This window comes from Streptomyces sp. CA-179760 (assembly GCF_050937045.1).
Classification (GTDB): Bacteria; Actinomycetota; Actinomycetes; order Streptomycetales; family Streptomycetaceae; genus Streptomyces.
The window spans coordinates 2273028-2298590 of sequence record NZ_JBNJLZ010000001.1; the positions used below are offsets into that span (position 1 = coordinate 2273028).

20 protein-coding genes are annotated in these 25563 nt (G+C 70.4%); 8 read left to right on the forward strand and 12 right to left on the reverse strand.

Features of this window, described 5'->3' with window-relative positions; all coding sequences use genetic code 11:
* Positions 1–21 precede the first annotated feature (21 nt).
* From ACQEV8_RS10160 to ACQEV8_RS10175, 4 genes are read left to right on the forward strand one after another with little or no spacing between them, the layout of a single operon-like run.
* A complete protein-coding gene (locus tag ACQEV8_RS10160; protein ID WP_432959165.1) occupies positions 22–1029 on the forward strand; it encodes a hypothetical protein in 1008 nt (335 codons plus the stop codon).
* Positions 1026–2279, forward strand: a complete 1254-nt coding sequence (locus ACQEV8_RS10165; RefSeq protein WP_432959166.1) for a sensor histidine kinase — start codon at positions 1026–1028, stop codon at positions 2277–2279. The genes ACQEV8_RS10160 and ACQEV8_RS10165 overlap by 4 nt, the downstream gene beginning before the upstream one ends.
* Before the next feature lie 36 nt (positions 2280–2315).
* The gene (locus ACQEV8_RS10170; protein ID WP_432959168.1) at positions 2316–2978 is read left to right on the forward strand and encodes a response regulator; all 663 of its coding nucleotides are present in this window, start codon (positions 2316–2318) and stop codon (positions 2976–2978) included.
* Between the two features lie 54 nt (positions 2979–3032).
* Complete coding sequence (locus tag ACQEV8_RS10175; protein ID WP_432972577.1) at positions 3033–4490, forward strand: peptidoglycan D,D-transpeptidase FtsI family protein; 1458 nt, start codon at positions 3033–3035, stop codon at positions 4488–4490.
* 95 nt (positions 4491–4585) lie between these two features.
* Here ACQEV8_RS10175 and ACQEV8_RS10180 read toward each other — a convergent pair whose 3' ends face one another.
* A complete protein-coding gene (locus ACQEV8_RS10180; RefSeq protein ID WP_432959170.1) occupies positions 4586–6043 on the reverse strand; it encodes an NCS2 family permease in 1458 nt (485 codons plus the stop codon).
* 273 nt (positions 6044–6316) lie between these two features.
* On the opposite strand from ACQEV8_RS10180, the gene ACQEV8_RS10185 reads away from it, so the two are divergent.
* The 3 genes from ACQEV8_RS10185 to ACQEV8_RS10195 all read left to right on the forward strand — a co-directional run bounded on the left by ACQEV8_RS10185 (position 6317) and on the right by ACQEV8_RS10195 (position 8763).
* On the forward strand, positions 6317–6922 hold the full coding sequence (locus ACQEV8_RS10185; protein ID WP_432959172.1) for a SigE family RNA polymerase sigma factor: 606 nt from the start codon (positions 6317–6319) through the stop codon (positions 6920–6922).
* Positions 6919–7773, forward strand: a complete 855-nt coding sequence (locus ACQEV8_RS10190) for a hypothetical protein (RefSeq protein WP_432959174.1) — start codon at positions 6919–6921, stop codon at positions 7771–7773. The genes ACQEV8_RS10185 and ACQEV8_RS10190 overlap by 4 nt, the downstream gene beginning before the upstream one ends.
* A gap of 156 nt (positions 7774–7929) precedes the next feature.
* On the forward strand, positions 7930–8763 hold the full coding sequence (locus ACQEV8_RS10195; RefSeq protein ID WP_432959175.1) for a pectate lyase: 834 nt from the start codon (positions 7930–7932) through the stop codon (positions 8761–8763).
* A gap of 314 nt (positions 8764–9077) precedes the next feature.
* Here ACQEV8_RS10195 and ACQEV8_RS10200 read toward each other — a convergent pair whose 3' ends face one another.
* A complete protein-coding gene (locus ACQEV8_RS10200; protein WP_432959179.1) occupies positions 9078–10232 on the reverse strand; it encodes a right-handed parallel beta-helix repeat-containing protein in 1155 nt (384 codons plus the stop codon).
* Between the two features lie 256 nt (positions 10233–10488).
* Between ACQEV8_RS10200 and ACQEV8_RS10205 the strand changes: the two genes are divergently transcribed.
* Positions 10489–12696: a family 43 glycosylhydrolase gene (locus ACQEV8_RS10205; protein ID WP_432959181.1), complete on the forward strand. Its 2208-nt coding sequence runs from the start codon at positions 10489–10491 to the stop codon at positions 12694–12696.
* A 3-nt stretch (positions 12697–12699) separates the two neighbouring features.
* On the opposite strand, the gene ACQEV8_RS10210 is transcribed toward ACQEV8_RS10205, so the two are convergent.
* From ACQEV8_RS10210 to ACQEV8_RS10255, 10 genes are all read right to left on the reverse strand, one after another.
* Positions 12700–13857 (reverse strand): dienelactone hydrolase family protein, encoded by a 1158-nt coding sequence (locus tag ACQEV8_RS10210; protein ID WP_432959183.1) that lies wholly within the window; start codon positions 13855–13857, stop codon positions 12700–12702.
* Positions 13844–15082 carry a pectate lyase family protein gene (locus ACQEV8_RS10215; RefSeq protein WP_432959185.1) on the reverse strand — a complete coding sequence of 413 codons (1239 nt, stop codon included), beginning with the start codon at positions 15080–15082 and terminating at the stop codon, positions 13844–13846. The genes ACQEV8_RS10210 and ACQEV8_RS10215 overlap by 14 nt, the downstream gene beginning before the upstream one ends.
* Before the next feature lie 22 nt (positions 15083–15104).
* The gene (locus ACQEV8_RS10220) at positions 15105–16211 is read right to left on the reverse strand and encodes a pectinesterase family protein (protein ID WP_432959187.1); all 1107 of its coding nucleotides are present in this window, start codon (positions 16209–16211) and stop codon (positions 15105–15107) included.
* Positions 16212–16331: 120 nt separating this feature from the next.
* Positions 16332–17642 (reverse strand): pectate lyase family protein, encoded by a 1311-nt coding sequence (locus ACQEV8_RS10225; RefSeq protein ID WP_432959188.1) that lies wholly within the window; start codon positions 17640–17642, stop codon positions 16332–16334.
* Between the two features lie 31 nt (positions 17643–17673).
* Positions 17674–18471, reverse strand: a complete 798-nt coding sequence (locus tag ACQEV8_RS10230) for a rhamnogalacturonan acetylesterase (RefSeq protein ID WP_432959190.1) — start codon at positions 18469–18471, stop codon at positions 17674–17676.
* Positions 18472–18616: 145 nt separating this feature from the next.
* Complete coding sequence (locus ACQEV8_RS10235) at positions 18617–19966, reverse strand: ABC transporter substrate-binding protein (RefSeq protein WP_432959191.1); 1350 nt, start codon at positions 19964–19966, stop codon at positions 18617–18619.
* A 61-nt stretch (positions 19967–20027) separates the two neighbouring features.
* On the reverse strand, positions 20028–22019 hold the full coding sequence (locus ACQEV8_RS10240) for a pectinesterase family protein (protein WP_432959193.1): 1992 nt from the start codon (positions 22017–22019) through the stop codon (positions 20028–20030).
* 34 nt (positions 22020–22053) lie between these two features.
* On the reverse strand, positions 22054–23562 hold the full coding sequence (locus tag ACQEV8_RS10245) for a family 43 glycosylhydrolase (RefSeq protein WP_432959195.1): 1509 nt from the start codon (positions 23560–23562) through the stop codon (positions 22054–22056).
* On the reverse strand, positions 23559–24404 hold the full coding sequence (locus ACQEV8_RS10250) for a PmoA family protein (protein WP_432959197.1): 846 nt from the start codon (positions 24402–24404) through the stop codon (positions 23559–23561). The genes ACQEV8_RS10245 and ACQEV8_RS10250 overlap by 4 nt, the downstream gene beginning before the upstream one ends.
* Positions 24401–25552: a Gfo/Idh/MocA family protein gene (locus ACQEV8_RS10255; protein ID WP_432972580.1), complete on the reverse strand. Its 1152-nt coding sequence runs from the start codon at positions 25550–25552 to the stop codon at positions 24401–24403. Before ACQEV8_RS10255 ends, ACQEV8_RS10250 begins: the two co-directional genes overlap by 4 nt.
* Positions 25553–25563 lie beyond the last annotated feature (11 nt).

Genomic DNA, 25563 nt, shown 5'->3' on the forward strand with positions numbered 1-25563 from the left:
CCCACGCGGGAGCCTGATCGCATGACGCAGTCGATCACTCCCCTCACCGCTCCCGGCCCCACCGTCCGTTCGAGCCGCCCCCGGCGGATTCTGCGTGCCGTCGCCGTCCTCTCCTGCCTGCCGTACCTCGGGCTCAAGGCCGCCTGGATCGCCGGAAGCCACGTCGGTGTCCCCGAGGGGAGCGCCCTGCTCGACGACCGTGTCGGCATGGCCGTGATCAACGGTCTCTCCGTGCTGCTGGACAGCACGGTGATCGTGTTGGCGCTGATGCTGACCCGGCCGTGGGGGCTGAAGGTGCCCGCGTGGCTGCTGGCGTTTCCCGTCTGGGTCGCCACCGGGCTGCTCGCGCCGATCCTGACCGGGTTCCCGGCGCAGCTGGTCGTGAAGGCGTTCGGCGGCGGAGCGGCGCCGGACCCGGGACGTGACTCCTTCCTCCACGCCTGGGTGTTCACCGTGGTGTACACCGGGTTCATCCTCCAAGGGATCGCTCTCGGCGCCCTGTTCGTGCTCTACGCCCGCGACCGCTGGGGGCACCTGTGGCGCGGCCGGGTGCGGGAGCTGCCCGTCGGAGTCCTCGGGCCCGCCCACCGCGCGCTCGCCGTCGCGGCCGCCGTGCTCGCCCTGCTGCCGCTCACCGTCCACCTGCTGTGGGCCTGCGGTGTCAGCGCCGGGCTCAGCGAGGGCCGGGCGGCGGAGCGCACCGCCGACTTCCACGTCCTGGAGGCCGTGTACGTGCTGTTCCTCGTCGCGGCCGTCGCCGGTGGCTTCCTGCTGGCGTTCCGGCGGGGCCGGGCCCTGCCCGTGGCGGTGCCGCTGGGGCTCGCCTGGGTCGGCTCGGGTGCCGTGGCCTGCTGGGGCGGCTGGCTGTCGCTGGCCTCCCTCGGTGGTGTGGAGGACCTCGCCGACCGTCCGACGCCGCTGATGGGCCTCGCCTACGCTGGGCAGATGCTCGTCGGCTTCCTCGTCGCCGTCATAGGCGTCTACCACTTCGCGGAGCGCTCGGCCGGGACCGCGCGGCGGGCGGCGTGAGACGGGCCGCCCGGCTCCTGTTCGGCCGGCGGGCACGGTTGCGCTGGGTCCATCTGATCCTCGGCGGCGCGCTCGCCATGCCGTATGTACTGGTGGGCTCGGTGATCATCGGCCCGGCCACCGGCGGCGCGGACGTCTTCGGGTCCTTTCCCCTCCAGCTCGCCTCGTTCGGGGTGGGGTTGCCGATCGCCGCCGTCACGTCCGTCTTTCCGTTGACCCGGCCGCTGGAGGCCGCCGCCGTGCGCTGGCTGTGCGGGGTCGACGCGGACCGGCTCGCCTTCGGACCGGCCCGGACGCGGGGCGAGAAGGGGCGTACGGCGGCCTGGTTCACGCTCCATCTCGGGTTCGGCGGGATCATCGCGGGGATGTCGCTGGCCGTGCCGCCGTTCGCCGTCGTGCTGATCCTGCTGCCGCTCATCGCCGGGCTGCGCGGCACGCCGCCCGGGGTGCCCGAAGTCCTCGACCACGCCTGGGTGTTGGCGTTGGCGCCGGTCGCGGGAGCGGCGATGCTGGTCGCCCTCGCGGGCTGCGCGGCCGGCGGCGGTGCGCTGCTGGCCCGCTGGGCACCCGACCTGCTCGGCCAGTCTCCCGAGGGCCGGCTGGCGGCCGCCGAGGCTCGCGCCGCCGACCTCGCCGTACGCAACCGGCTGGCGCGGGAGCTGCACGACTCGGTCGGGCACGCGCTGAGCGCCGTCACCCTCCAGGCGAGCGCGGCACGCCGGGTCCTCGACTCCGACCCGGAGTTCGTCCGCGAGGCCCTCGCTGCGATCGAGGAGACGACCCGGCGTACCGTCGGCGAACTCGACGCCGTGCTGGGCGTGTTGCGCGAGGGCGACGGTCCCGGCACGGCCCCGGCGCCCACCCTCGCCGGCGACCTCGACAGCCTGCTGTCCCGTACCCGGGCGGGCGGGGCCCGGGTGACGGCCACGGTCGGCGCCGACCCGGAGGCGCTGCCCCCGCTGCTCTCCCGCGAGGCCTACCGCATCGTGCAGGAGGGGCTGAGCAACGCCCTCAAGCACGCCGGGCACCGGGTCGCCGTGGACGTGCGGATCGCGTGGGCGGAGGGGGAGCTGGAGATCACCGTGGAGAATCCGGTGACCGGCCCCGCGCCCTCCCGGCCCGGCGGCGGCCACGGGCTGCGCGGCATCGCGGACCGGGCCAGGCTGCTGGGCGGGACGTCGACGGCCGGGCCGACCGCCGCGAGGACCTGGCGTCTGCACGTACGCCTGCCGATGAACAGACCTGAATGACGGGCCCGTACGAAGGCCCGCGACGAAAGGACCCGCATGACCCGCCCGGCACCCGTCCGTGTCGTCCTGGCCGACGACGAGCGCATGGTGCGCACCGCGCTGCGCGCCATCCTCTCCGCCGAGCCGGACCTGGAGGTGGTGGGCGAGGCGGCCACCGGCGCCGAGGCCGTGTCGGTCGTACGGGACCTGCGGCCGGACGTCGTCCTCATGGACGTGCGCATGCCGGAGATCGACGGCATCCGCGCCACCGAGCAGATCCTCGCCACGCTGGACGAGCCGCCCCGGATCGTCGTCGTGACGACCTTCGAGAACGACTCCTACGTGTATGACGCGCTGCGCGCCGGAGCCGCCGGGTTCCTGCTGAAGCGGGCGGAAGCCGACGCGCTCGTGCAGGCGGTCCGGCTGGTGGCGCGCAGCGACAGCCTGCTGTTCCCGGCGGCCGTCCGCACCCTCGCGACCGAGCACGCGCGCGCCCACTCCGCGCCGCCCGCGTGGGTGGCGAAGCTCACGGGCCGCGAGCGGGAGGTCCTGCGGCACATGGCCGCCGGTTTGACCAACGCGGAGATCGCCCGCCGGATGGAGGTCGGCCCCGCCACCGTGAAATCGCACGTGGCGGCGGTCCTGGCCAAGACGGGCACCCGGGACCGTACGCAGGCGGTCATCGCGGCGTACGAGGCGGGCTTTCTGAACGCGGAATGAGAAAACGGGCGGGTGGGAACGATCCGCCCCTCCTGGCTCGTCCTCATGTTCGGGATGAACAAGACGATCAGGCGCGCGTCGGTCTTCGCACTGCTCCTTGTGTTCGCTCTGCTGGTCAGGGCGACCTGGGTGCAGTTCTACGACGGCCAGGCGCTCGCAGACGACAAGGACAACCGGCGGAACGCCATCGAGACGTACTCGGCGCCGCTCGGGAACATCATCGTGGGCGGCCGGTCGGTCACCGGCTCGGCCCCGACGAAGACAGGCGACCTCAAGTACAAGCGCACGTACACGGACGGTGAGCGGTACGCGGCGGTGACGGGCTACGCCTCGCAGGCGTATGCGCCGACGCAACTGGAGGGCATCTACACCGACCTCCTGAACGGCACGGACAACCGTCTGAAGTCCGTGATGGACACCGTCACCAACCAGCGGGCCGAACCGGGCAACGTGGTCACCACGATCGACCCGGACGTCCAGAAGGCCGCGATCGACTCGCTCGGCGACAAGAAGGGCGGCGCCGTCGCCATCGACCCGAAGACCGGGAAGATCCTCGCGGTCGTGTCGACACCGTCGTACGACCCCTCGTCGCTGACGGACGCCAACACCGCCGGGGTGGCCTGGAAGAAGCTCACCAGCGACCCGGAGAAGCCGCTGACCAACCGCGCCCTGCGGCAGCCGTTGCCGCCCGGTTCGACGTTCAAGCTGGTCGTGGCGGCAGCGGCGCTGGAGGACGGGCTGTACGAGTCGGTGGACGACAAGACCGACAGCCCGGACCCGTACACGCTGCCGGGCACCAGCACGAAGTTGTCGAACGAGAACCCGAACGCGCCCTGCACGGACGCCACGATCCGCACAGCGCTGCAGTACTCGTGCAACAACGTCTTCGCGAAGATGGCCGTCCAGCTGGGCCAGGACAAGGTGAAGGCGATGGCCGAGAAGTTCGGCTTCAACGACGACAAACTGGATGTGCCGGTCCGGGCCTACACGAGCGTGTACCCGTCGGACATGTACCCGTCGCAGACCGCCCTGACGGGCATCGGCCAGTTCGACGTCACCGCGACCCCGCTGCAGATGGCCATGGTGTCGGCGGCCATCGCCAACGGCGGCAAGCTGGTCTCGCCGCACATGGTGTCGCAGATCACCAACAGCGGCGGTGACGTGCTGCAGGACTACGACGACGAGACGGACACGAAGGAGATCGTCAGTTCCTCGACCGCCGAGCAGCTGCAGTCGGCGATGCAGACGGTGGTGAACAAGGGCACCGGCTCGAACGCGCAGATCGCGGGCGCGACCGTCGGCGGCAAGACGGGCACCGCCCAGCACGGCGAGAAGAACAGCCAGGTGCCGTACGCCTGGTTCACCTCGTACGGCAAGTCCGACTCGTCGGGCAAGGAGGTCGCCGTGGCGGTCATGGTCGAGCAGTCGAACGCCGCCCGCTCGGAGGTCAGCGGCAACGGCCTGGCGGCTCCGGTCGCCAAGGCGATGATGGAAGCGGCGCTCAAGGACTGAGGCTCCCACTGAACCTTCGCCGTACGGAAGCCGTCTCTACAGACAGACGGGCCGCCCCCTTCCCCCGGGGGCGGCCCTTCGCCTTGCCTCAGGCGTCACTTGGCTCCGAGCAGCTGCTCGATGGGATCGATCGCGAAGTACACGAGGAACAGCGCCGAGGTCCCCCACAGCAGCCAGTGGACCTCCTTGGCCTTCCCGAGCACGGTCTTGATCACGACGTAGGCGAGGAAGCCGGCGCCGATGCCGTTGGTGATGGAGTAGGTGAACGGCATCACGGCGATGGTGAGGAACGCGGGGATCGCGATGTCGTAGCGGTCCCAGTCGATGTGCTTGACCTGGGTCATCATCAGGAAGCCGACGGCGACCAGGGCCGGGGCGGCAGCCTGCAGCGGGACGATGGTGAGCAGCGGGGTCAGGAACAGCGCGAGTGCGAACAGGCCGCCGGTGACGAGGTTGGAGAAGCCGGTGCGTGAGCCCTCCCCGACGCCGGCCGCCGACTCGATGTAGGAGGTCGCCGACGAGGCGGAGGCCGCGCCGCCCGCGACGGCGGCGGCACCGTCGATCAGCAGCACCCGGCCGAGGTTCGGGACCTTGCCCTCCTCGTCCAGCAGGCCCGCTTCGGCGCTGACGCCGACGACCGTGCCCATGGTGTCGAAGAAGTCGGACAGGATCAGCGTGAAGATCAGCAGGACGACCGTGATGACGCCGACGCCGGGGGCGCTGAACGCGCCGAACAGGTCGAAGTCGCCGATGAGTCCGAAGTCGGGGGTGTCGACGAGGTTGCCGGGCCAGGAGGGTGTGGTCAGGCCCCAGGTCTTGGTGTCGGCGATGGAGTTGATCACCAGGGCCACCGCCGTCATGCCGACGATGCTGATGAGGATGGCGCCCTTGACCTTGCGGGCGAGCAGGGCGATCGTCAGCAGCAGCCCGAGGCAGAAGACGAGCATCGGCCAGCCGGCGAGGGTGCCGGTGCCGCCCAGCTGAACGGGCACGGTGGTGTTCGCGGCGTCCGGGATGCGGGTGACGAACCCGGCGTCGACGAAGCCGATGAAGGCGATGAACAGGCCGATGCCGACGCTGATCGCCTGCTTGAGCGGCTGGGGTATGGCGTGCATGACGGCCTCGCGCAGACCGGTCACCACCAGCACGCAGATCAGCAGGCCTTCGAGGACGATCAGGCCCATCGCGTCGTCCCAGCTCATCAGCGGGGCGATCTGGAAGGCCACCACGGCGTTCAGGCCGAGTCCGGCGGCGAGCGCGAGGGGCAGATTGCCACCGACGCCCATGATGATCGTCATGACCGCGGCCACCAGGGCGGTGGCGGTGGTGAGTTGGACGGCGTCCAGCTGGTGCCCGAACTTGTCCTTCGCGCTGCCCAGGATGATGGGATTCAGGACAAGGATGTAGGCCATCGTGAAGAACGTGGCGAAGCCGCCGCGTATCTCACGGCCGAAGGTGGACCCCCGCTCGGAGATCTTGAAGAACCGGTCGACGCTGTTCACCGCTGGTGGTGCGGCGTCGGACCGGTCGGCCACCTTCTGCGATTCGGACATGGCGAGTGCTCCTTGATGCCTGGGTGATCGGTGTGCGGGTGCTGGCTGGATTTTCCTCGCGTTGAACCACGTTCAGGTTTTCTTCGTGTTACGGATTCGAAGTCCGGCCCGCCATACGTTGTTCGAAGCTCCGTACGAACCATCCTGACGAACGCTGCTACGCTTCCCGATCTCGTCCGGGCCTCCCCCGGATGATCACATGTCATCTACATGACACGCACAGGCGCCCCCGCTCCCGGGGCTGCCCGAAGCCGCTGCGAGGAGAGGTCGCCCGTGGGCACAGTCGTCGACGACGCCGCCTCCGTGGAGTTCCACGCCTTCTTCGAGCGCCACTACGCCGAACTGTCCCGCCTGGCCTACCTGTTGACGGGCGAGTCGGACACCGCCGACGACCTGGCGGCGGACGCGTTACTGGCGCTGTGGCACCGCTGGGACCGGGTGCGCGCGGCAGACCATCCGGCGGCGTACGCCCGCGGTGTGGTCGCGAACATGGCCCGCACCCGCATCCGCAGCGCCGTGCGAGAGCGGCGGCGCGTCGCCCTGTTCTGGTCACAGCGCGAGGAGAGCACCGAGAACCCGGACGTCGCGGGAGTCGTCGACGTCCAGGAGGCGTTGCGCAGGCTGCCGTTCCGCAAGCGGGCCTGTGTGGTGCTGCGGCACGCGTTCGACCTGTCGGAGAAGGACACCGCGCTCGCCCTCGGCGTCTCGGTGGGTACGGTGAAGAGCCAGACCTCGAAGGGGATGGCCGAACTGCAGCGGTTGCTGGGCACGAAGGGAGTGCCGCAGCGCATGCACGCGACGGTGGGCGCGCCCCGTTGCTCACCCGCCGTGGAGGGCTTGCGGGCGCGCACCGGTGAGGGCGGAGGGAGGGACCGATGACCATGCGGCGGGACGTGCACGAGGAGCTGCGCGCCCGGCTGCACGAGGCGGCCGGGGGGCACGAGCCCGACCGGGAGAGCATTCTGGCCCGGGTCGAGCGCGGCATGGCCGGTCCGGCCGCGTCCGCTCACCGGGCGACGCGTCCGCCGGTGTTCGGCTGGATGCGGGTGGCCGGTGCGACGGCCGCGGTGGCTGGCGTGCTGGCCGTCGGCGGTTACGCCGTCGCGTCCGCGGTGAAGGACGAGGCCGCCCCGCCGCAGCAGGAGGTGGCGACGTCGCCGACGCCCACTCCGTCGCCGGAGGCTACGAGCCGGGCACCCGTGCCGCCGGCGGATCCCACGCCGACCGCCTCGCCGGAGCGCCGCGAGTCCGCCCCGCCGCCCTCCCGGAAGCCGAGCGCCTCCGTCACCGCGCGGCCGCCCGCCGCCACCGAGGACGGGCCACTGTGGTCGGACGGCTCGGTCGACCCGCACAGCAACGACTTCTGGGCGCAGAGCAACATCACGATCAGGACCCGCGAGGAACTGACCGCGCTGACCGTGCGGTTGAGCGTCTCCCAGACCGGCGGGGTCTCCGACGCGGGCGCCTGGCGGTCGCTGCCCGAGAACGACTTCACGCTCACGGTGGGCGAGCAGGGCGGCTCCCTCGTCTACACCTGGACCCTCAAGGAGGGCCGCGAGGTCCCGGCCGGCGAGTGGGTGTTCGCGGGCCAGTTCGACCACGACCGCGGGGGGCGTGACGCGGGCGGGGACCGTTACTCGGTGACGGCCGCCGCGGGGCCGGACCGGCTGTCGGTGGGCGGGGGGTTCGCGGCCGCGGACGACGCGGACGACGCCGGGGGCGACTCGTAACGGTCCGGGTACACCCCAGCAGCCGCATCCGGCATCACGTCGGCCGACCGTGCCTGGCGCACACCCGTGAAAAAATTCTGAAGACCCGGCAACCCTCTCCTCACCGGTGGCGACCACTACGCGCACAGAGTCACCCCCCATGCGAGGAATCAGTACATGACTGCACCAGCAGAACAGCGCGTCCGCCATCGCCGTCGGGTCACCAAGCGGCGGGCGGTGGTCGCCGGCCTCTCGGCGTTCGGTATCGCGGGAGCGGCGATCGTCACCACGTCGATGCTGTCCACCGCGAGCGCCGCGTCCTCCTGGCCCTCCGACACGGGCAGCAAGCCCGTGTCGAAGACCATCCCGGTCTCCGGCGTCCGCGACGGCGGCATGAAGATGTTCTACGGCACCGGCGCGCTGGGCAAGGACAACCAGGACGAGGGCCAGGACCCCCTCTTCGAGCTGGCGGACGGCGCGACCCTGAAGAACGTCATCATCGGCACCCCGGCCGCGGACGGCGTGCACTGCAAGGGCAGCTGCACGCTGCAGAACGTGTGGTGGCTGGACGTCGGCGAGGACGCGGCCAGTTTCAAGGGCAAGTCCGCCTCGGCGGTGTACAAGGTGATCGGCGGCGGCGCGAAGAACGCCGACGACAAGGTGCTGCAGTTCAACGGCGCCGGCACGCTGAACGTGTCGGGCTTCCAGGTGCAGAACGCCGGCAAGCTGGTCCGTTCCTGCGGCAACTGCGGGACGCAGCACAAGCGCACGATCGTGCTCAACGACATCGACGTCACGGCGCCGATGAACTCGATCGTCGGCGTGAACGAGAACTACGGCGACACGGCGACGCTGTCGAAGATCCGGGTCCACGGCGACAGCAAGAAGAAGATCAAGACGTGTGTGCGCTTCAAGGGCAACAACACCGGCAAGGAGCCGACGGAGCTGAAGCCGCCGGGTCCGGACGGCAAGACCTGCAAGTTCAAGGCTTCCGACATCAGCTACCAGTGAGGCAGCGGCCCACGTGACCTCCGGCCCGCCCGAATCATCCCTCGGGCGGGCCGGACGCCGGACGTCCGGGCCCCCAGCCGGACCTTCGGCACCCGACCCTCCGGAGCCCCCCTCCGGACGGTCGGTCGGTACTGGCCGAGCCCCCCTCGGCCAGTCGGCAGGACGCCCCCGCCGGTGCGAACCGGCGGGGGCGTCGGCATGTGCGCACATGACCGGCATCACAGGCCGGCGGTGAGCCCGCGGGGATCCGGCGGACGACGACCAGGTGTGTGGAGAAGAGTGGCCGCCGCCCGGGGCAGCCGTACGACAGCCGCCTAGTCCATCGTCGAGCCGATGGTCGTGGAGCCGGTCGTCAGGAACGTCGTCGCGGGCAGGGAGCCGTCCGTCGTGCGTGCCGCGTACGCGCCGGCCGCGTCCGTCGACCTGAAGGGCGGGGTGGTGACGCCGCTGTCCCAGTTGTTGCCGGCGGAGACCGTCGAGGAGCCCCGCTTCACGGGGCCGCCCTTGTCCTTGACCGCGAGGTTCTTGCCGAGGCGGGCCTTGCCGGTGGCGAAGTAGAAGCCGCTCTGGGCGTTGGCGTACGCGGTGTTGCGGTTCAGGGCGATGGCGCCGGTGTTGGAGTTCTCGGTGAAGCCGTGCAGCGTGTTGTCCCAGGCCGCGTTGTTGTTGACGACGTGGGCCACGGAGGCGCCCCCGCCGCCCAGCTTGAAGCCGTTGCCGTTGCCCTCGAAGGCCGGGTCGTCCCAGCGGTTCTTCCCGTTGCCGAAGGCCCAGGAGTGCTCGATGGTGACCGGCGAGGAGAACTGCCAGAGGTCGAGGCCGTCGTCGGAGTTGTTGTACAGCCGGGCGCCGGTGATCTTGTTGCCCGTCCCGGAGCCGAACTTCACGGCGATGCCGTCGGCGTTCTGGCCGTGTCCCGCCGGGTCGTAGTTGCCGTGGCTGTCCAGGTTCTGCACGAGGTTGCCGGTGGTGCCGTCGCCGCGCAGGGTGAAGCCGGAGTCGCCGTTGCCGGCGGTGACGAGGTTCCTGAACACGCCGCCGGCCGAGGACGTGGCGACGAAGCCCTGCGCCGGGGCGTTGACGAAGGCCAGGTTCTCGACGGTCCAGTAGTCGCCGTGGAGGCCGGTCAGCCAGGAGCCGGCGGGCAGCTTGGAGCCGTCGATCCGCACCTTCTCACTGCCGTGGGGCCGCAGGGTGATGCGCGCGGAACTCGTGCCGTTCGCCGTGGACTTGAGGGTGGCGGCCGGGTAGTAGGTGCCGCCGCGGACCTGGATGACGGTGCCGGCGGTGGCGTTCTTCACGGCCGCTTCGAGCTGGGCCGCGGTGGAGACGGTGACCGCCGCCGAGGCGGCCTGCGCGCCGCCGCTCGACAGCCCGAGGTGGACGCCGCCCGCCCCGGCGGCCAGGGCCACGGCCGCGGCGATGGTGAGCGTACGGGTCCTGCGGTGGCGTCCGGTGCTGAGCAGCACGGAGCGTTCCTTTCCTGGGGGATGAGAGACGGAAGCGGTTCGGAGGGGCCCGCTCCGATCCGTTTCCGCCCAGCAGTCGCCGCCGGGCCGGGAAAGGGTTGCCGCCGTTGCCGCCGTCACGTGCACGGCCGCGCCCGGGTTCCGAAACTTTCGAAACCACCGGCCTCATGCACACCCGTTGACGCACTGCCCCCGTCCGGTGAAACTCCGAGAGCCGATACCCAACAGAATCCCCCACACTCCGACAGGAAGTGTCATGCGCCCCCGCACGCTTCTGCTTCCGTTCCTGGCCCTGTCCGGCCTTCTCCTGACTCTTCTCACGGCGCCGCCCAGCACCGCAGACCCCGGAGCACCACCCGTGAAGCACTCCAAGTACGCCGGTTATCTCTTCGCCTACTTCACGGGTGAGGGCACCGCCGACGGCGAGCAGATCCGTTACGCCCTGAGCCGGGGCAACGACGCGCTGCACTGGCGTGAGCTGAACGCCGGCAAGCCGGTCCTGACGTCGACGACCGGCGAGAAGGGGCTGCGCGACCCGTTCGTGATCCGCTCCCCGAAGGGCGACAAGTTCTTCCTGATCGCCACCGACCTCAGGATGTACCAGAACTCCAGCGGGAGCTGGGACGACGTCCAGCGGCACGGCAGCAAGTCGATCATGGTCTGGGAGTCCACCGACCTGGTCCACTGGACCGACCAGCGCCTGGTGAAGGTCTCCCCGGACACCGCGGGCAACACCTGGGCCCCGGAGGCCTACTGGGACGACGAGCTCGGTGAGTACGTCGTCTTCTGGGCGTCGAAGCTGTACGCCGACGACGACCCGGACCACAAGGGCGACACGTACAACAAGATGATGTATGCGACCACGAAGGACTTCCGCACCTTCAGCGAGCCGAAGGTCTGGAACGACCCGGGCTACTCGGTGATCGACTCCACCGTCGTCAAGTACAAGGACGAGTACTACCGCTACACCAAGGACGAGCGGGACCCCACCTCCTCCAGCCCCTGCTCGAAGTTCATCACCGGGGAGAAGTCGACCTCCCTGACCTCGACGAAGTACGACTTCGTGGCCGACTGCATCGGCAAGGGCGCGATGGACCGCGGTGAGGGCCCGACGGTGTTCAAGTCGAACACCGAGAAGAAGTGGTACCTGTTCATCGACGAGTACGGCGGCCGCGGCTATCTGCCGTTCGAGACCACCGACCTCGCCTCGGGCAAGTGGACCCCGTCCACGAACTACCAGCTCCCGGCGAGCCCCCGGCACGGCACGGTGCTCCCGGTGACGCAGAAGGAGTACGACCGGCTGCTGGCGGCCTACCCGTCCACCTCCACCTCGGTGGTGGACGCGACGGCGGGGCACCAGAAGGGCTACTCGATCGTCACGGACAGCGCCTCGAAGGTCGTGCTGCCGATGGAGCCCAAGGCCGGCCTGCGGGACCTCGCCCCGAAGCTGTGGGTGGGTGAGGGCGCCAGGCTGAGCCCCAAGTCGGGTACGCGCCGCGACTTCCGCAAGCCGCAGAAGTACACAGTGACGGCCGCCGACGGCACCAAGCGCGTCTGGACGGTCGAGGCGGTCCGCACCCGCAGCCCGCTCCTGCCCGGCCTGAACGCCGACCCCGACGTGCACTACCTCAACGGCAGATACTGGATCTACCCGACGACGGACGGCTTCGAGGGCTGGAGCGGCACCAAGTTCAAGGCGTACTCGTCGAAGGACCTGGTCAACTGGAAGGACCACGGCGTCATCGTCGACCTCGGCCCGGACGTGAGCTGGGCCGACAAGAACGCCTGGGCGCCCGCGATCGCCGAGCGTGATGGCAAGTACTACTTCTACTTCTGCGCGGAGCAGCAGATCGGCGTGGCGGTGGCCGACTCCCCCGCCGGCCCCTTCAAGGACGCGCTCGGCAAGCCGCTGGTCGCCAAGGGCGGGGCGCTCAAGGGCCAGATGATCGACCCGGCGGTCTACACGGACGACGACGGCCAGGCGTACCTGTACTGGGGCAACGGGCACGGGTACGTGGTGCCGCTGGGCGACGACATGGTGTCCTTCGACGCGTCGAAGGTGAAGGACATCACCCCGGACAACTTCCGCGAGGGCTCCTTCGTGATCAAGCGGAAGGGCACGTACTACTTCATGTGGTCGGAGGACGACACCCGCAGCGAGAACTACCACGTGGCGTACGCGACGGGCCCGTCCCCGCTCGGCCCGTGGACCAAGCGCGGCACGATCCTTCAGAAGCGGCCCGAGTACGGCATCCTCGGCACCGGTCACCACTCGGTGGTGAACACGCCCGGCACCGACGACTGGTACATGGTCTACCACCGCTTCGCCCTCAACGGCCCGGGCCTGCCGGCCGGCGACGGCATGCACCGCGAGACCACCGTCGACCGCATGGAGTTCGCGGCCGACGGCAGCATCAAGCCGGTGGTGCCGACGCTGGAGGGCATCGAGCCGGTACGGCGGTGAGCCTCACAGGATGTCGTCGAGCCAGCTGACGACCTCGTCCTGCATCGCGTGGGTGAAGACGTGGCCGAGCTCCGGCCACGTCTTCACCCGTATCCGCTGCTCGGCCTGGCGCGAGCGCCAGACGGCGCGCAGCTTGTCGTAGGCGACCCGTACCCCCTCGGCGGGGAAGAGCGTGTCGAGTCCGCCGTTCATGAAGAGCATCGGTCTGGGGGCGGCGATGCTCGCCACGTCGGGGATGTCGAGATACCGGGCGAGCCCCGGGTGGAGCATGTGGAACGCCGACTGCCCGCGCAGCGTGTTGTTGCCGGGCACCATCATCTCTTTCAGGCCGGTCATCCAGCAGACGCTCGCGGCGGCGGTGATGTGGTCGCTGAGGGCAGCGGTCTGCCAGGCGCGGTAGGCGCCCATGGAGAAGCCGACGGCCGCGACCCGGCGGGCGTCCACCCGGTCCAGCCCCGCCAGGAAGGCGGCGGCCCGCTGGTCCTCCCGGGCCATGAGTCCGGCGAGCGAGGAGCCGAGGTGGTAGAAGTTGGAGGCCAGCGCCTGCTGCTGCTCGTAGGCGAGTGGCCCGCGGTCGCCCCAGCCGAGGGCGTCCAGGCACAGCACCGCGTAGCCCCGCCGGGCCAGTTCGTCGCCGACGAACCGCCCGCTGAAGTACTTGTCCGCCCAGGCCTGGGCGGAGGCGAGACGCGTGTCGTCGTACCAGGGCCGGACGAGCTTCTCCTTCCCGATGTCGAACTTGGACCCGTGGTCGTGCAGGAGGAGCACGGCGGGGAAGGGCCCGTCGCCGTGCGGGGTGAGCAGGGAGCCACGCACCCGCTCGTACCGGGTGAGCGAGACGGTCACCGACTCACGGGTGTAATCGTGCCCTTGAGTCCGCCCGGTGTACTCCGGCGCGAACGGCAACCGGTCCGGCCGCTCGACGAGGAGGTGCTCCTCGACGGTGGCCCGGGCGGTCCGCCGCCAGGCGCCGAAGTCGCGGATCGGGGACGTCCCCCAGGCGAGCGGGAAGGTCAGCCGCTCCTTCAACGCCGGGTGGAAGTCGGGCAGCGGCCCGTCGACGACCGCCGCCTCGGCACCGCTCACCGCTCCCCCGGCCAGCAGCGCCGAACCGGCCCCGAACACGAACGTCCGCCGTCCGAGCCGCTCATGGGCGCCCATGGGGCCTCCCGGCTCCGGCGTGCCGCAGCACGTACCGCTCGACCGCCGCCGGGGATGTGAGGGCGCGGTAGTCGTAGACATCGGCGGGGTCCCAGCCGATATCGCTCCCGAGACCGAGGCCGCTCGCCACGTCGTTCAGCCGGGCGGGCCGGCCGTTGAACCAGGAGCCGGTGTCGCGGAACCGCTCGCCCCCGTAGTCCGCGACGGCGAGGGACGGGCCTGTCCGGGGATACCGGAAGACATTGCGCTCGGAGAAGATCGCGGACTCCACGCCGACCCCCAGGGCGTAGAGGGGCGCCCGCCCCCGGTAGACGTTGTTGACGACGTGCACCTGCCCGAAGCGGACACGCGGGGCGCGCTGTACGACATCACTGAACAGGTTGCGGACGAAGGTCACCTTGAGATGGCCCCGGTCCCGGTCGCCGCGCCCGTCGCCCGAGCCGATGAGGAGCGCCTTGTCGTGGCCGTCGAACCGGCTGTCGGAGACGGTGACGAAGTCGGAGCCGTCCTCGATGTCGAGCAGCCCGTCGTGCCGCTGGACGCGCTCGCCGTGGAAGCCGTGGGGGGCCTCCTCGCGGTCCGGGAAGCGGCCGTCGGTGAAGGTGCAGTGGTCGATCCAGATGTTCCTGCCGGTGATCACGGTCAGCGCGTCGAAGCGGGCGTTCCAGCTGCCGCGGGTGCCGTCGTCCGGGGACCAGCTGGTGAAGTGGTCGACGGGCGCCTCCAGACGGAGGTCGCGCACGATGATGTCGCTGCCGGTGTTGACGGTCAGGAAGACCCCGAGCAGCCGGGCGTCGCGCCCCGCTCCGACGAGTGTGGTGTTGCCCGGCACGGTGAGCTGGATCTGCGCCTTCTCCTTGTTCGAGCCGGTCTGACGCAGTTGGCGCTGCTCCTTGCAGTAGCGGTGGCGGGTGTCGGACCAGGCGGCGCCGTCCTCGCCGAAGCAGGACATGTACTTGCCGAGGTCGTATCCGGGCGCGTAGTCCTGCTCACCGAGCAGGGAACCGTCGTCGGCCTCGTGTCCGGAGATGGCGCCGACGACCCGGATCACCTTGGGCGCGGTGGGATCGCCGTCGTTCGCGAGGGCCTGCTTCAGCTCGGCGCGGGTGCCCACCGTCCAGATCCTGCCGCCCGCCCCGCCGTCGGTTCCGGTACCGGTCGAGGCCCAGCCGACGGGCCCGCGTTCGGCGGCGGAGGCCGCGGGAGCCGGCCAGAGCAGGCACACCCCGAGAAGGAGCGCCGCGGCCCTACGCACAGGGCCGCCAGTCACCGAGATACGTCTGCCTGGCGTGTGAGGCGGCTTGCGCCCGGGTGAGCTGGGGCCGGTTCTCCGGAACGGACACGACGGCACCCGGCCCGGCGTTGCGGTACTCGGCGAACCGCATCGACTGCCAGGGATAGCCGCTCGCCATGTTCGTGTAGGGCGCTACCGCGTCGATGCCCGGGCCGAGCCAGGTGTCCCGGACGGTGAGCATCGGGCGGGCGGTGGTGTCGGAGCTGGGCACCCAGGGCCGGGCCAGCTTGAAGTAACCGTCCAGGGCCTCGCTGCTGACGCGGCTCCTGGTCACCAGGTAGCCGAGGGGGTTGGCACCGGCCGTGGACGGGGCGAAGACGAAGCCGTACGGAGCGGCCGGCAGGTCGGTCCGGTTCAGGGTCCGGAAGTGGCAGTGCTCGAAGACGGCGGTGGCCCGTCCGAAGACGAAGTCGACGTCGCCCTCGGCGTAGCAGTGGGCGAAGTACTGGCGGGCGAAGGTGCCCAGCGCCATGGAGTCGGCGTACAGGGTGTCCTGGTGACCGAGGAACCGGCAGTGGTGGAAGGCGGACCGGTCGCCCTGGACCTTGAGGGCGACCGCCTGGGTGCCGGTGATCTCGGGGTGGTCGGCGCGGTGCCAGTCGTTGGCGAAGGTGATCCAGCGGGCGGTGAAGCCGTCGGCCTGCACGGTGGTGGTGGCGGAGCCGGTGGTGCCGTACGTGCCGCCGCCGGGTTTCGGGGTCCCGGCCGCGTTGTCGTACACGATCACGACGTCACGGGGGTCCTCGCTCGCCCCGATCCAGGTCATCTCCGTACGGGCGGGGTCGACGGCGACCGTCTGCCGGTAGACGCCGGGTGCGATGACGAGGGTGTGCCCACTGCCGGTCGCGGCGGCCACGGCGTCCCGGACGGTGGTGAAGTCACCGGCGCCGCCGGGATGGACGTACAGGGTCTTGGAATCGCGGCGGGCGGCCGGTGAGCCGTACCGGCCGAACGGACGCGGACGGGTGCCGGCCCGCGCGGGGCCGGCGGCGAGGCCGAGGGCGGCGCCCGCGACGAGGAATCCCCGGCGGGAGAGGGAACGGTGGGGTTGCGAGAGCATGCGGCTGCTCCTTCGCGGTACGGCGGGTGCGGGACAAGGAAGGGAAGGCCGGGGCGGGCGCACCCCGGGGCGGGAGTGCGATGCGGGCCGCCCCGGCCGGTTCAGGAGGGGCTGGTCAGGTCAGCGCAGGCGGCCGGCGCCCGCGCCGGCGTTGACTATGCCGGGGACCGCCTTCGCCGGGTCGACACCGGCACGCAGGGTCGGTGTCCAGCCGGCACCTGACTGGAGCGTCTCGCCCGGGATCTCGGCGTTGTGCACGGCGATCAGGTCGACGGCCTTGCCGTTGACGTAGTTGGCGTTCGCGGTGACCGGCGCCTCGTTCCACTTCTTGAGGATCTTCGCCGGGCTGATGCCCTGCGCGAGCGTGAACGCGTTGTGCTCGGAGACGAGCCGGGACTCCTTGCCGATGCCGTAGACGTAGCCCCACTTCTGGCCCTTGGTGACCACGAAGTGGTTGTTGTACGAGTCGACCTGCCCGAACCGCACCCGCGGCGCCCGCTCGACGATGCCCTCGAAGCGGTTGTGGTGCAGCGTGACCTTCAGCTTGCCCGTGTCGTCGGCGGTGGCGCTGTCGCTGTTGCCGATCAGCATGGTCTTGTCGTGGTCCTTGAACGAGTTCCAGGACACGGTCACATGGTTCGAGCCGCGCACCACGTCGGCCAGCCCGTCGTGCTGCTGGTAGGTCTTGCCGAAGTAGGAGGGCAGGGAACTGTCGGAGTAGCGGCCGTCGGTGAGTGTGTTGTGGTCGATCCACACATGGGTGGAGCCGTAGACGACGACCCCGTCGTACTCGGAGTTCCAGGCGCCGGTCTTGTTGTCGTCGGTCGGGTCCCACTGGGGGAAGCAGTCGACCGGGGCTTCGATGGTGAGGTTGCGGACGATGACGTTGTCGACGCCCTTGATCTGGAGGCTGCCGCCGAGGATCCCGGAGTTCTTGCCCACGCCGATGATGGTGGTGTCGGCGGGGACGCTCGCCTTGATGATCTTGTCCTGCTGGGCGGCGGACGCGACCCGCAGGTCCTCCTGCGCACCGCTGACCGGCTTGTCGTGCCCCCAGACGGCGGGGTCGTAGTCCGCGAGGTACTTCTGGAAGTCGTACCCCTCGGCCTCGAACGCCTCGCAGCCCTGGGAGACGGCGTCGATCATCCCCTTCACCTTGATGATCCTGGGCGCGGAACCGCCGTCCTTCAGGGCGGCCTTGAACTGGTCCCAGGTGGTGACGGTGTAGACGTGCGCGGCATCGGCCGTGGCACCGCCCGTGGTGCCGCTGCCGTACGCGCCCCACCCGTCGTTCGCCCCGAGGGTCTGGCGAGCCGCGTCCCGGCCGCCGGCCTGAGCGGTGGTGCCGCTCAGGGACAGCACGAGCGCGGTGCACCCGACCAGGAGGGCGACCTTGCCTATGACATGATCATGACACTTCTGAATCTTCATGGTGCGGCTCTTCCTTCTGCGTCGAGGGGTGTTACGCGGCGGCCTCGGGCCAGCTGATCCAGGACTCCGGGATCTCCGCCTCCAGCCGGCACACATCGCGCGGCCCGAGCACCCGGGCCCGCAGCAGCTCCCGTGCCACCAGCCGGGCCACGGCGATCGCGCCCGGCGGATTGAAGTGCGTGTTGTCCTGCTCGGTCGCGGTCCAGTTGAAGTACTTCTTCGTCGCCTCGGCCCCGAGCTCCTGCCACAGGGCGAGCGACAGCGCCTGGAGGTCCAGCAACGCGACCCGCTCCTCGGCGGCCAGCGCCCGCATGGCCGCCGGATACTCACCGTGCGTCGGCACGGCCTTCCCGCCCGCGTCGAACCTCCGCCGCTCGACGGCGGTGGCGAGCACGGGCCGCGCGCCACGGGCCCGGGCCCCGTCGACGTACATCCGCAGATAGTCCTGATACGTCGACCAGGGCTCGGTGTAGCGGGTGGGATCCTCCGCCTTCTCGTCATTGTGAGCGAACTGAATGAGAAGGAAATCACCCGGCTCGATCACATCGAGAATCGCATCGAGCCGCCCTTCGTCCACGAAGCTCTTGGAACTCCGCCCGTTCACGGCATGATTGGAGACGGGCCGAGAGCGGTGGAGAAAGAAGGGGAGCGCCATCCCCCACCCGGTCTCGGGCGCGGCGGAGGCGTATTTCTGGGCGGCGGTGGAATCACCGGCGATATAGAGGGTGCGGGTGCGGCGACCGGTGGCATGGGCGGCACCGGTCGCGGAGAGAGCTAAGGGCATGGCGGCGATTCCCGCCACAGCCACTTGTCTTCGACTGAGAGACACGCAGTGTTCCTTTCAACAGGGGGGCGGATCACTCACCTGGGGGCGCGGGGCTGTATTAATTTTGCGGCTCCGCCGCGTGGGCGCGACAAGCCAGGGGCGGCCCGCACCCTGCGATCCACAGGCCGCCCCACGGCGAATCCAGCAATCACCCGTTCTGCTGATTCCACTCCTCCTGGGCAGTGTTCAGCTGCTCAGCCATCGTGTCGAGAAATTCCTTCGCACTCATCTTCCCCAGCAGCACCTTCTGGAAGTTCGGCTCGTTGTCAGCCTTGGAAATCGTGTTCCAGTCAGGCAGGTAGTACGGCAGCTGCACAATCGTGGTCGACCCGTCCGACAACGCGTCAGCGGCCAGCTTCGTGGGCTCGGCCTTCGAGATCCACGCATCCGACGCCGCGTCCGTATTCGACGGCACCTGCCCCGCTGCCTCGTTGAACCGCGAGTTCTCCGCCTTGGACGTGGCGAACTCGATGAACTTCCAGGCGGCTTCCTTGTTCTTGCCGCTCTTGAACAGTCCAAGGCCGTCCACGGGGTTGGACACCTGCACCCGCTTGCCCCCGGCACCCACCGGCTGGGGAATGCCCCGGAACTTCTCGCCCCCCAGCGCCTTCACATGGTCCTGGTACGACCCGAGGTTGTGGTTCAGCATCCCGATCGTGCCGGAGTCCCACTGCGCGACCATCTTCGTGAAGTCGTTGTTGAGGTCGGCCGCCGGGGTGACCTTCTTGTACAGCGCCGCGTACTTCTCCAGCGCCGCCACGTTCTTCGGGTCGTTGACCGTGGTCTTGTCGCCACTGGAGTCCCAGAACGACGTGATCCCGGACTGCCCGTACATCGCGTCGAGCGCCTGGGCGATGGACCCGGAGCCGCCGCGAATGGTGTAGCCGAACTCGTTCTTGCCCGCGTTCGTGAGCTTGTTCGCGGCCTCGTAGAACCGCTCCCACGTCGTGGGCTCCTCCAGGCCCGCCTTCTCGAACAGGTCGGTGCGGTAATACAGCACACCGTTGTTCGCGGAGGTCGGTATCGAGTACAGCTTGTCGTCGCCACCGCCGGCCGCCTTCAGCGACTCGACCATGTCCTTGTTGAGCTTGCCGCTGAGCGACGACTCGCCGAGCCGCTCGTCCAGCGGTTCCAGCGCGCCCTGCGCGGCGAACCCGGCGAGCATCGCCGCGCCCACACCGCCGACGTCCGGTAGACCGCCGCCCTGGAGAGCGGTGTCGACCTTGGACTGGTACTCGGTCGAGGCGATGCCGACGTACTCGACCTCGATGTCGGGGTTGGCCTTCTCGAAGTCGGCGATGATCTTCTTCCAGATCTCGGTGCGGACACCGCCGTTGTTGTCCCAGAAGACGATCTCGCCCTTGCCACTGCCCTCGGAACCCTTGTCGCCGCTCGCCCCGCTGCCGTCGTCGCCGCAGGCGGTGACGGTCAGGGCGAGCGCGGCGCCCAGGGCGACGGCCGTGGCGGCGCGCCTGCTTCTGCGATTGCTGATCTTCATCGGTCGGCTCTCTTCTTCTGGATCCAACTGGCTGTGGATACGTGCTGCGAAGGTGTGGGGGTCAGTGGTGGCGGGCGTACGGAGCCCAGTCGTCGGTGCCCTTGAGGTAGTGCGCGACGGTGTGGGTCCGCGCGTCGGCGTCGCTCAGCTGCGGCCGGTCCGCGGTCACGCCCGCCCCCGGCCCGTGGTTGCGGTACTCGGTGAACCGCGCGTCCTTCCACGAGAACCCGCTCATGTCGGTCCACGGCGACGACTTGACCGCGGCGGGCAGCTCGGTGTCGCGGATCAGCACCTGTGCGACCGCGTCCGGCTCTCCTCCCGGATGCCAGGGGCGTCCGAGGTGGAAGGTCCCGGCGGGCGCGTCACTGACGATCTTCGACCGACTGATCAGGAATCCGTACGGGTTACCCGTCCACGTCGAGGCGGCGGTGATGTAACCGTTGTTCGTGTCCGAGCCGCGGCTCAGCGCCCGGATGACCGACCGCTCGATCACCGTCGTGGCCCGGCCGTAGACGAAGTCGACATCGCCCTCGATGTAGGAGTCGCGGATGTAGACCCGGCTGACGGTGGTCAGCTTGGGGCTGTCGGTCATCAGGGTGTCCTGGTTGCCCAGGAACGCCGTGTCCTCGAAGACGATCCGGTCGCCGGTCGTCTTCATCGCCAGCGCCTGCTCGCCCTTCAGCTCGTGCGCGGCCTCGTCGAAGTCGTTGCTGAAGGTGAGGTTTCGTGCGGTGATGTCGTTCGCTGCGATCCGGACGGTCGCGCTCCCCGTCGACCCCCCGTACTCGGCCGGCGTGTCGAAGACGATGACGGTGCCGGAGCGGTCGCGCCCGGTCCCGCGCAGCTCGACGTGCGGCTTGCTCGCGGGGATGTACACCTTCTCGCGGTAGGTGCCGGGGGCGACGGCGATGGTCACCGGGGTGTCGTTGCCGTCGGACACGGCGTCCACGGCGGACTGCACGGTCGGGTAGTCGGCCGGTACGTTCAGCACGACCGGGCCGCCGATACGCTGCTGCGGCCCGGAGAACCTCTTCACCAGCGCGGGCACGGCGGCGGCCGGGTCGAGCCGGTAGGCGTAGAACTCGCGCGGGTCGAACGCCGTGCCCCACGCGTCGTGCCGGCCCGTCGTCTTCCGCAGGACCGATCCGCGTTGCACCAGTTCGGCGGTGGCGTCGGCCTGGTAGGGGTGCTGGACACCGTCGTAGAAGCTGTTCTCGATGACCATCTTCGTCCGGCCGCGCGACCAGTTCCCGTACGTCCACACGGGGTCGTTGTCGGAGAGCTGCGAGGACAGGTAGTTGTTGTAGAGGTGCGCGTAGGCGCAGTTGTCGGCGGACGGGTTGCGCTGCTTGGTGCCGGTGAACCAGTTGTGGTCGACGGTGATCTGCGTCTTGACGTTCGGGGTCCAGCCGATGCCGAAGGTCTTGTTGTTGTTCGTGAACCGGTTGTAGGAGACGGTGACGTACTCGCTGTCCTTGCGGATGTCGAGCTGGCCGTCGCAGATCCGCGAGAACCGTATGTGGTCGATCCACACGTGGTGGGCGGTGTCGAGGCGAATGCCGTCGTAGTCGGTGTCCTTGCAGTCCCAGTTGCCCTCGATGGCCGTGTCGCGGATGGTGAGGTTGCGGATGATGACGTTGTGCGTGCCGGGATCGAGGGTGAAGCCGCCGTGCACGATCTCGGCGGTGTCGCTCACGCCGATGATGGTCTTGTCCGAGGCGACGGGTATCTCCGTGCCGAACGGGTCCATCTCCAGGGCGCCCTTGACGCGGATGACGTAGGGCTCCTCGGCCGCCGCGTACTTCGCCAGCGCGGCCTGGTCGGTGACGGTGACGACCTTGCCGCCCGCGCCGCCGGTGGTGCCGCCGGCGAGGGAGGCGAAGCCGTGGGGGCGATCGGTCCAGCGGTCGGCGGCGGGCACGGCCTTCGACGGCGGGGCTGCCCGGGCGTCCCCCATCGCCCCGAGGCTCAGCGCGGCGACGAGGCCGAGCACGGCGGCCACGACCTTGCCGTGCCCCGGTCTCGACAAGCGCTTGCTACGGAAGTGCGTCATTGCGGCTCCCAACAGGCGTACGACGACAGGTGCGTTACGAGGGGCTGATCCGGAACCGGCCGAAGGTCGCCGCACCGGCGTGTCCCTGACCGGTGGGTGCGAGTGCGAAGAGGCCGAGCAGGGCGCCGACCCAGCGCCACGGGGTGGCGGCGAAGACCGGGCCCGAGGGGCGGAACCCGTCGCCGGTGTCGGCCGAGAAACGGCAGCGGGCGCCCGCGCCGATCTCGATGCGCAGCCGGGCCCGGCCCTCGGGCGCGAGCCTCGGGTGGGCGGCGTCGCGCTCGGCCTCCGCGACCGCCTCGGCGAACCGGTGCACCAGATGCACGGTGCCGTCCGTGCCCCGCTGAAGGCCGATCCAGCCGAACGCGTCCCCGAGGACGGCGAGTCCGGCCCGGGCCCCGGGCTCGTCGCTGTCGAGCCGCAGGTCCACCTCGACCGTGCGGGGCGCGCCGGGCAGCCGCTGGGTGAGCACGCTGGGCAGCTTGCGCAGATCGTGGGCGTCGGCCGAGCGGACGCAGGTCAGCCTGAGTCCGTCCCCGGAGTGCTGGGTGGCCCAGCCGTCGCCCGGGTTGGCCGTCCACTGCCACTGGCGGCCGTACCGTCCGCCGGGGAAGTCGTCGTCGGTGGCCGGTGATGCCGGCGGCTGCGGCGGCAGGTCGGGCATCGTGTGTACGGCGACGGGGGCGCCGTCGTCCCCGAGCACCGGCCAGCCGTCCTGGCCCCAGCACATGGGCTGGAGGTGGACGACCCGGCCGTAGGCGCCGCGCTGCTGGAAGTGCAGGAACCAGTCCTCGCCGGTCGCGGTGCGCACCCAGCCGCCCTGGTGGGGGCCGTTGACGTCGGTGTCCTTCTGCTCCAGGACGATCTTCTCCTCGTACGGCCCGAAGAAGCCGCGCGAGCGGAAGGCGCCCTGCCAGCCGGTCTCGACGCTCCCGGCGGGGGCGAGGATCCAGTACCAGCCGTCGTGCCGGTAGAGCTTGGGGCCCTCGAGGGTGAACCAGCCGGGTATGCGGTCGGCGTCGACGATCACCTTGCCCTCGTCGAGGAGTTCGGTGCCGTCGGGGCGCATCCGGTGCCCGGTGAGGCGGTTCTTGATGCCGGAGCGGGACTTGGCCCAGGCGTGCGCCAGATAAGCCTCGCCGGTCTCCTCGTCCCACAGGGGGCAGGGGTCGATCAAACCCTTGCCGGCCTTCAGCAGGTGCGGCCGGGTCCAGGGGCCCCTGATCTCGGGGGCGTTGATCTGGAAGATGCCCTGGTCGGGGTCGCCCCAGAAGATCCAGAAGCGTTCGTCGTGATGCCGGAGGGACGGGGCCCAGACGCCGCAGTCGTGGCGGGGCCGCTCGAACCCCTCCGTGGGTTCCAGGCGTTCGAGGGCGTGGCCGACCAGGGTCCAGTTCACCAGGTCGCGGGAGTGGAGTAATGGCAGGCCGGGGGCGCGCCCGAAGCTGGAGGCGGTCAGATAGAAGTCGTCGCCGACGCGGACGACGTCCGGGTCGGACCAGTCGGCGTCGAGGATCGGATTGCGGTAGGTCGGGGTGGTCACGGGCTCACCGCCTTGCGGACGAGGGCCGCCGCGGCGTCCCGGCCGAGCCGGCCCTCGGCGACGACGGTGACGACCCGGCGGACGACGGTCTCGCCCGACGGGATCGGCAGCCGCTCGTCATGGGCCAGCGAGGAACCCACCCCGGGATACTCCCCGGTCCGTACGAACCACGGGTCGCGGCGGGTCTGCTCGGTGGCCCCGGCGAAGACCAGCGTCCAGCCGGAGCCGGCCAGGGCGAGCCAGTCGGCACGCCTGCCGTGCGCCTCGGTCTCGCCCTCGGTGCCGGCGGTGAAGACGTCCGGCGGCGCGTCCTCCTTGCGGGCACGCCAGAAGAAGCCGCCGTAGGCCGCTCCCGGACGCCCGTTGGTCGCCGGGCTGCCCATCGACAGCGGGCCCTTGGTGACGTTGGTGAGGGAGAAGGTGAGGTCCAGGGCCCAGGCCTGGTCGGTGAGTTCGGTGGCGGCGACCGTACGGCGCTCGCGCAGCAGCTCACCGGCCGCCGACACCCAGCGCAGCTCCTCCACGAAGCCGTCGGGGTCGCGCAGCTGGAAGGCTACGTGCCGCTGGGTGCCGTGGTTGTCCAGCTCGGTCGGGCCCTGGTCGCGGACGTAGGTGCGCCCGCCCCAGAAGTTGAACCCCTCGACGTCGGGAACGGCCACACCGACGCCGAGGTGGTGTGCGTGGTCGGCGGGGCTCAGCTCGGTGACCGCCGTACCGGACAGGGTGGTGACGGGATGCAGATAGGGGCGCGGGGAGAGCCGGACCGGCAGCTCGGGCCGGGTGACGTACCGGCCGACCGGCCGGCCCGCGACGCGCAGGACCGCGGTGTCGTTGCTGGTCATCGGGTGCTCACCTCGTTCGAGAAGTGCCCGTGCGCCCAGGGGGCGCCGAGTTCGGAGTAGAGGGAGAGGGTGTCGGCGGCGGCCGCGACGAGTCCGTCGATGCCGGGTACGACACGGCGGTTCTCGTCGGGGATCCGGTGCCAGGCGGTGTCCGGCAGCGGTGCCGGGTCGGGAGAGGTGCGGATGGCCTCCACGACCTTCATGAAGGCGCCGGTCTCTTCCGGCGGGACCAGCAGGGCCGCGCCGGTGGTGAGGTGCGCGACGAGGTTCTCCAGCAGGTCGCTGCGGCCGTGGTCGGACTCCTCCGGCCCGTGACCGGCGCGCTGGAGCAGCACCCGGTCCTGCTTGTACCAGAAGGTGATCCGGCCGCTGCTGCCGTGCACCAGGACGTACGGCTCGTCCGACTGCTCGGCGCACAGGGTCGCGGCGACGGTCACCGGGTGGCCCTGCGTGGTGGTGATCCGGACGCAGGAAGTGTCGTCGGACTCGATGGCGTTGGCGCGCAGCAGCTCGGTCTCGATGCCGCTGACGTGCTCGGCTCGGGTGCTGCCGCCCAGGGCGAGGGCGGTGGCGACGGCGTGGGCGAGCGGGTTGGTCAGCGCCCCGTCGATCACGTCCACGCCGTTCAGCCGCCGCTTGCCGGCCCAGGGCGCCCGCCGGAAGTAGTCCTCGTCGCGTACCCAGGCACCAGCCCCGCCGAGCCCGACCAGCGTGCCGATCGCGCCCTCGGCGACCATCTCGCGGATGGCGGGCAGAGCGTGCGAGCCCAGCGACTGGAAGCCGATCTGGCAGACGACACCGGCCGCCGCGACCCCGTCGGCCATGCGGCGGAACTCCGCGTACGAGGGGGCGGGCGGCTTCTCCAGCAGAACGTGCACGCCCCGCTCGGCCGCCGTGAGCGCGAGGTCGGTGTGGGTCGGGATCGGTGTGCAGATCACGGCGATCCTGGCGCCGGTGGAGTCCAGCAGGGCACCGAAGTCGGCGGACTGCTCGGGCGTGCCGAGGTCGCCGAGCTCCTCCTCGGTCAGCGGCGTCAGCTCGCAGACGCCGACGAGCCGCACGATGCCCTGCTTCTGGAGCCGGCGGATGTTCTCGACGTGCCAGCGGCCGTGGCCACGGGCACCGGCGAGGACGACGGGCAGAGGCATGTTCATGGAGT

Bases quoted from the DNA above. Each gene is read 5' to 3' on its own strand.
- ACQEV8_RS10250 (WP_432959197.1), bottom strand. From the start codon at position 24,404: ATGACCAGCAACGACACCGCGGTCCTGCGCGTCGCGGGCCGGCCGGTC.
- ACQEV8_RS10225 (WP_432959188.1), bottom strand. From the start codon at position 17,642: ATGAAGATTCAGAAGTGTCATGATCATGTCATAGGCAAGGTCGCCCTC.
- ACQEV8_RS10170 (WP_432959168.1), top strand. From the start codon at position 2,316: ATGACCCGCCCGGCACCCGTCCGTGTCGTCCTGGCCGACGACGAGCGC.
- ACQEV8_RS10180 (WP_432959170.1), bottom strand. From the start codon at position 6,043: ATGTCCGAATCGCAGAAGGTGGCCGACCGGTCCGACGCCGCACCACCA.
- ACQEV8_RS10190 (WP_432959174.1), top strand. From the start codon at position 6,919: ATGACCATGCGGCGGGACGTGCACGAGGAGCTGCGCGCCCGGCTGCAC.
- ACQEV8_RS10210 (WP_432959183.1), bottom strand. From the start codon at position 13,857: ATGGGCGCCCATGAGCGGCTCGGACGGCGGACGTTCGTGTTCGGGGCC.
- ACQEV8_RS10160 (WP_432959165.1), top strand. From the start codon at position 22: ATGACGCAGTCGATCACTCCCCTCACCGCTCCCGGCCCCACCGTCCGT.
- ACQEV8_RS10255 (WP_432972580.1), bottom strand. From the start codon at position 25,552: ATGCCTCTGCCCGTCGTCCTCGCCGGTGCCCGTGGCCACGGCCGCTGG.
- ACQEV8_RS10175 (WP_432972577.1), top strand. From the start codon at position 3,033: ATGAACAAGACGATCAGGCGCGCGTCGGTCTTCGCACTGCTCCTTGTG.
- ACQEV8_RS10220 (WP_432959187.1), bottom strand. From the start codon at position 16,211: ATGCTCTCGCAACCCCACCGTTCCCTCTCCCGCCGGGGATTCCTCGTC.
- ACQEV8_RS10240 (WP_432959193.1), bottom strand. From the start codon at position 22,019: ATGACGCACTTCCGTAGCAAGCGCTTGTCGAGACCGGGGCACGGCAAG.
- ACQEV8_RS10205 (WP_432959181.1), top strand. From the start codon at position 10,489: ATGCGCCCCCGCACGCTTCTGCTTCCGTTCCTGGCCCTGTCCGGCCTT.
- ACQEV8_RS10195 (WP_432959175.1), top strand. From the start codon at position 7,930: ATGACTGCACCAGCAGAACAGCGCGTCCGCCATCGCCGTCGGGTCACC.
- ACQEV8_RS10235 (WP_432959191.1), bottom strand. From the start codon at position 19,966: ATGAAGATCAGCAATCGCAGAAGCAGGCGCGCCGCCACGGCCGTCGCC.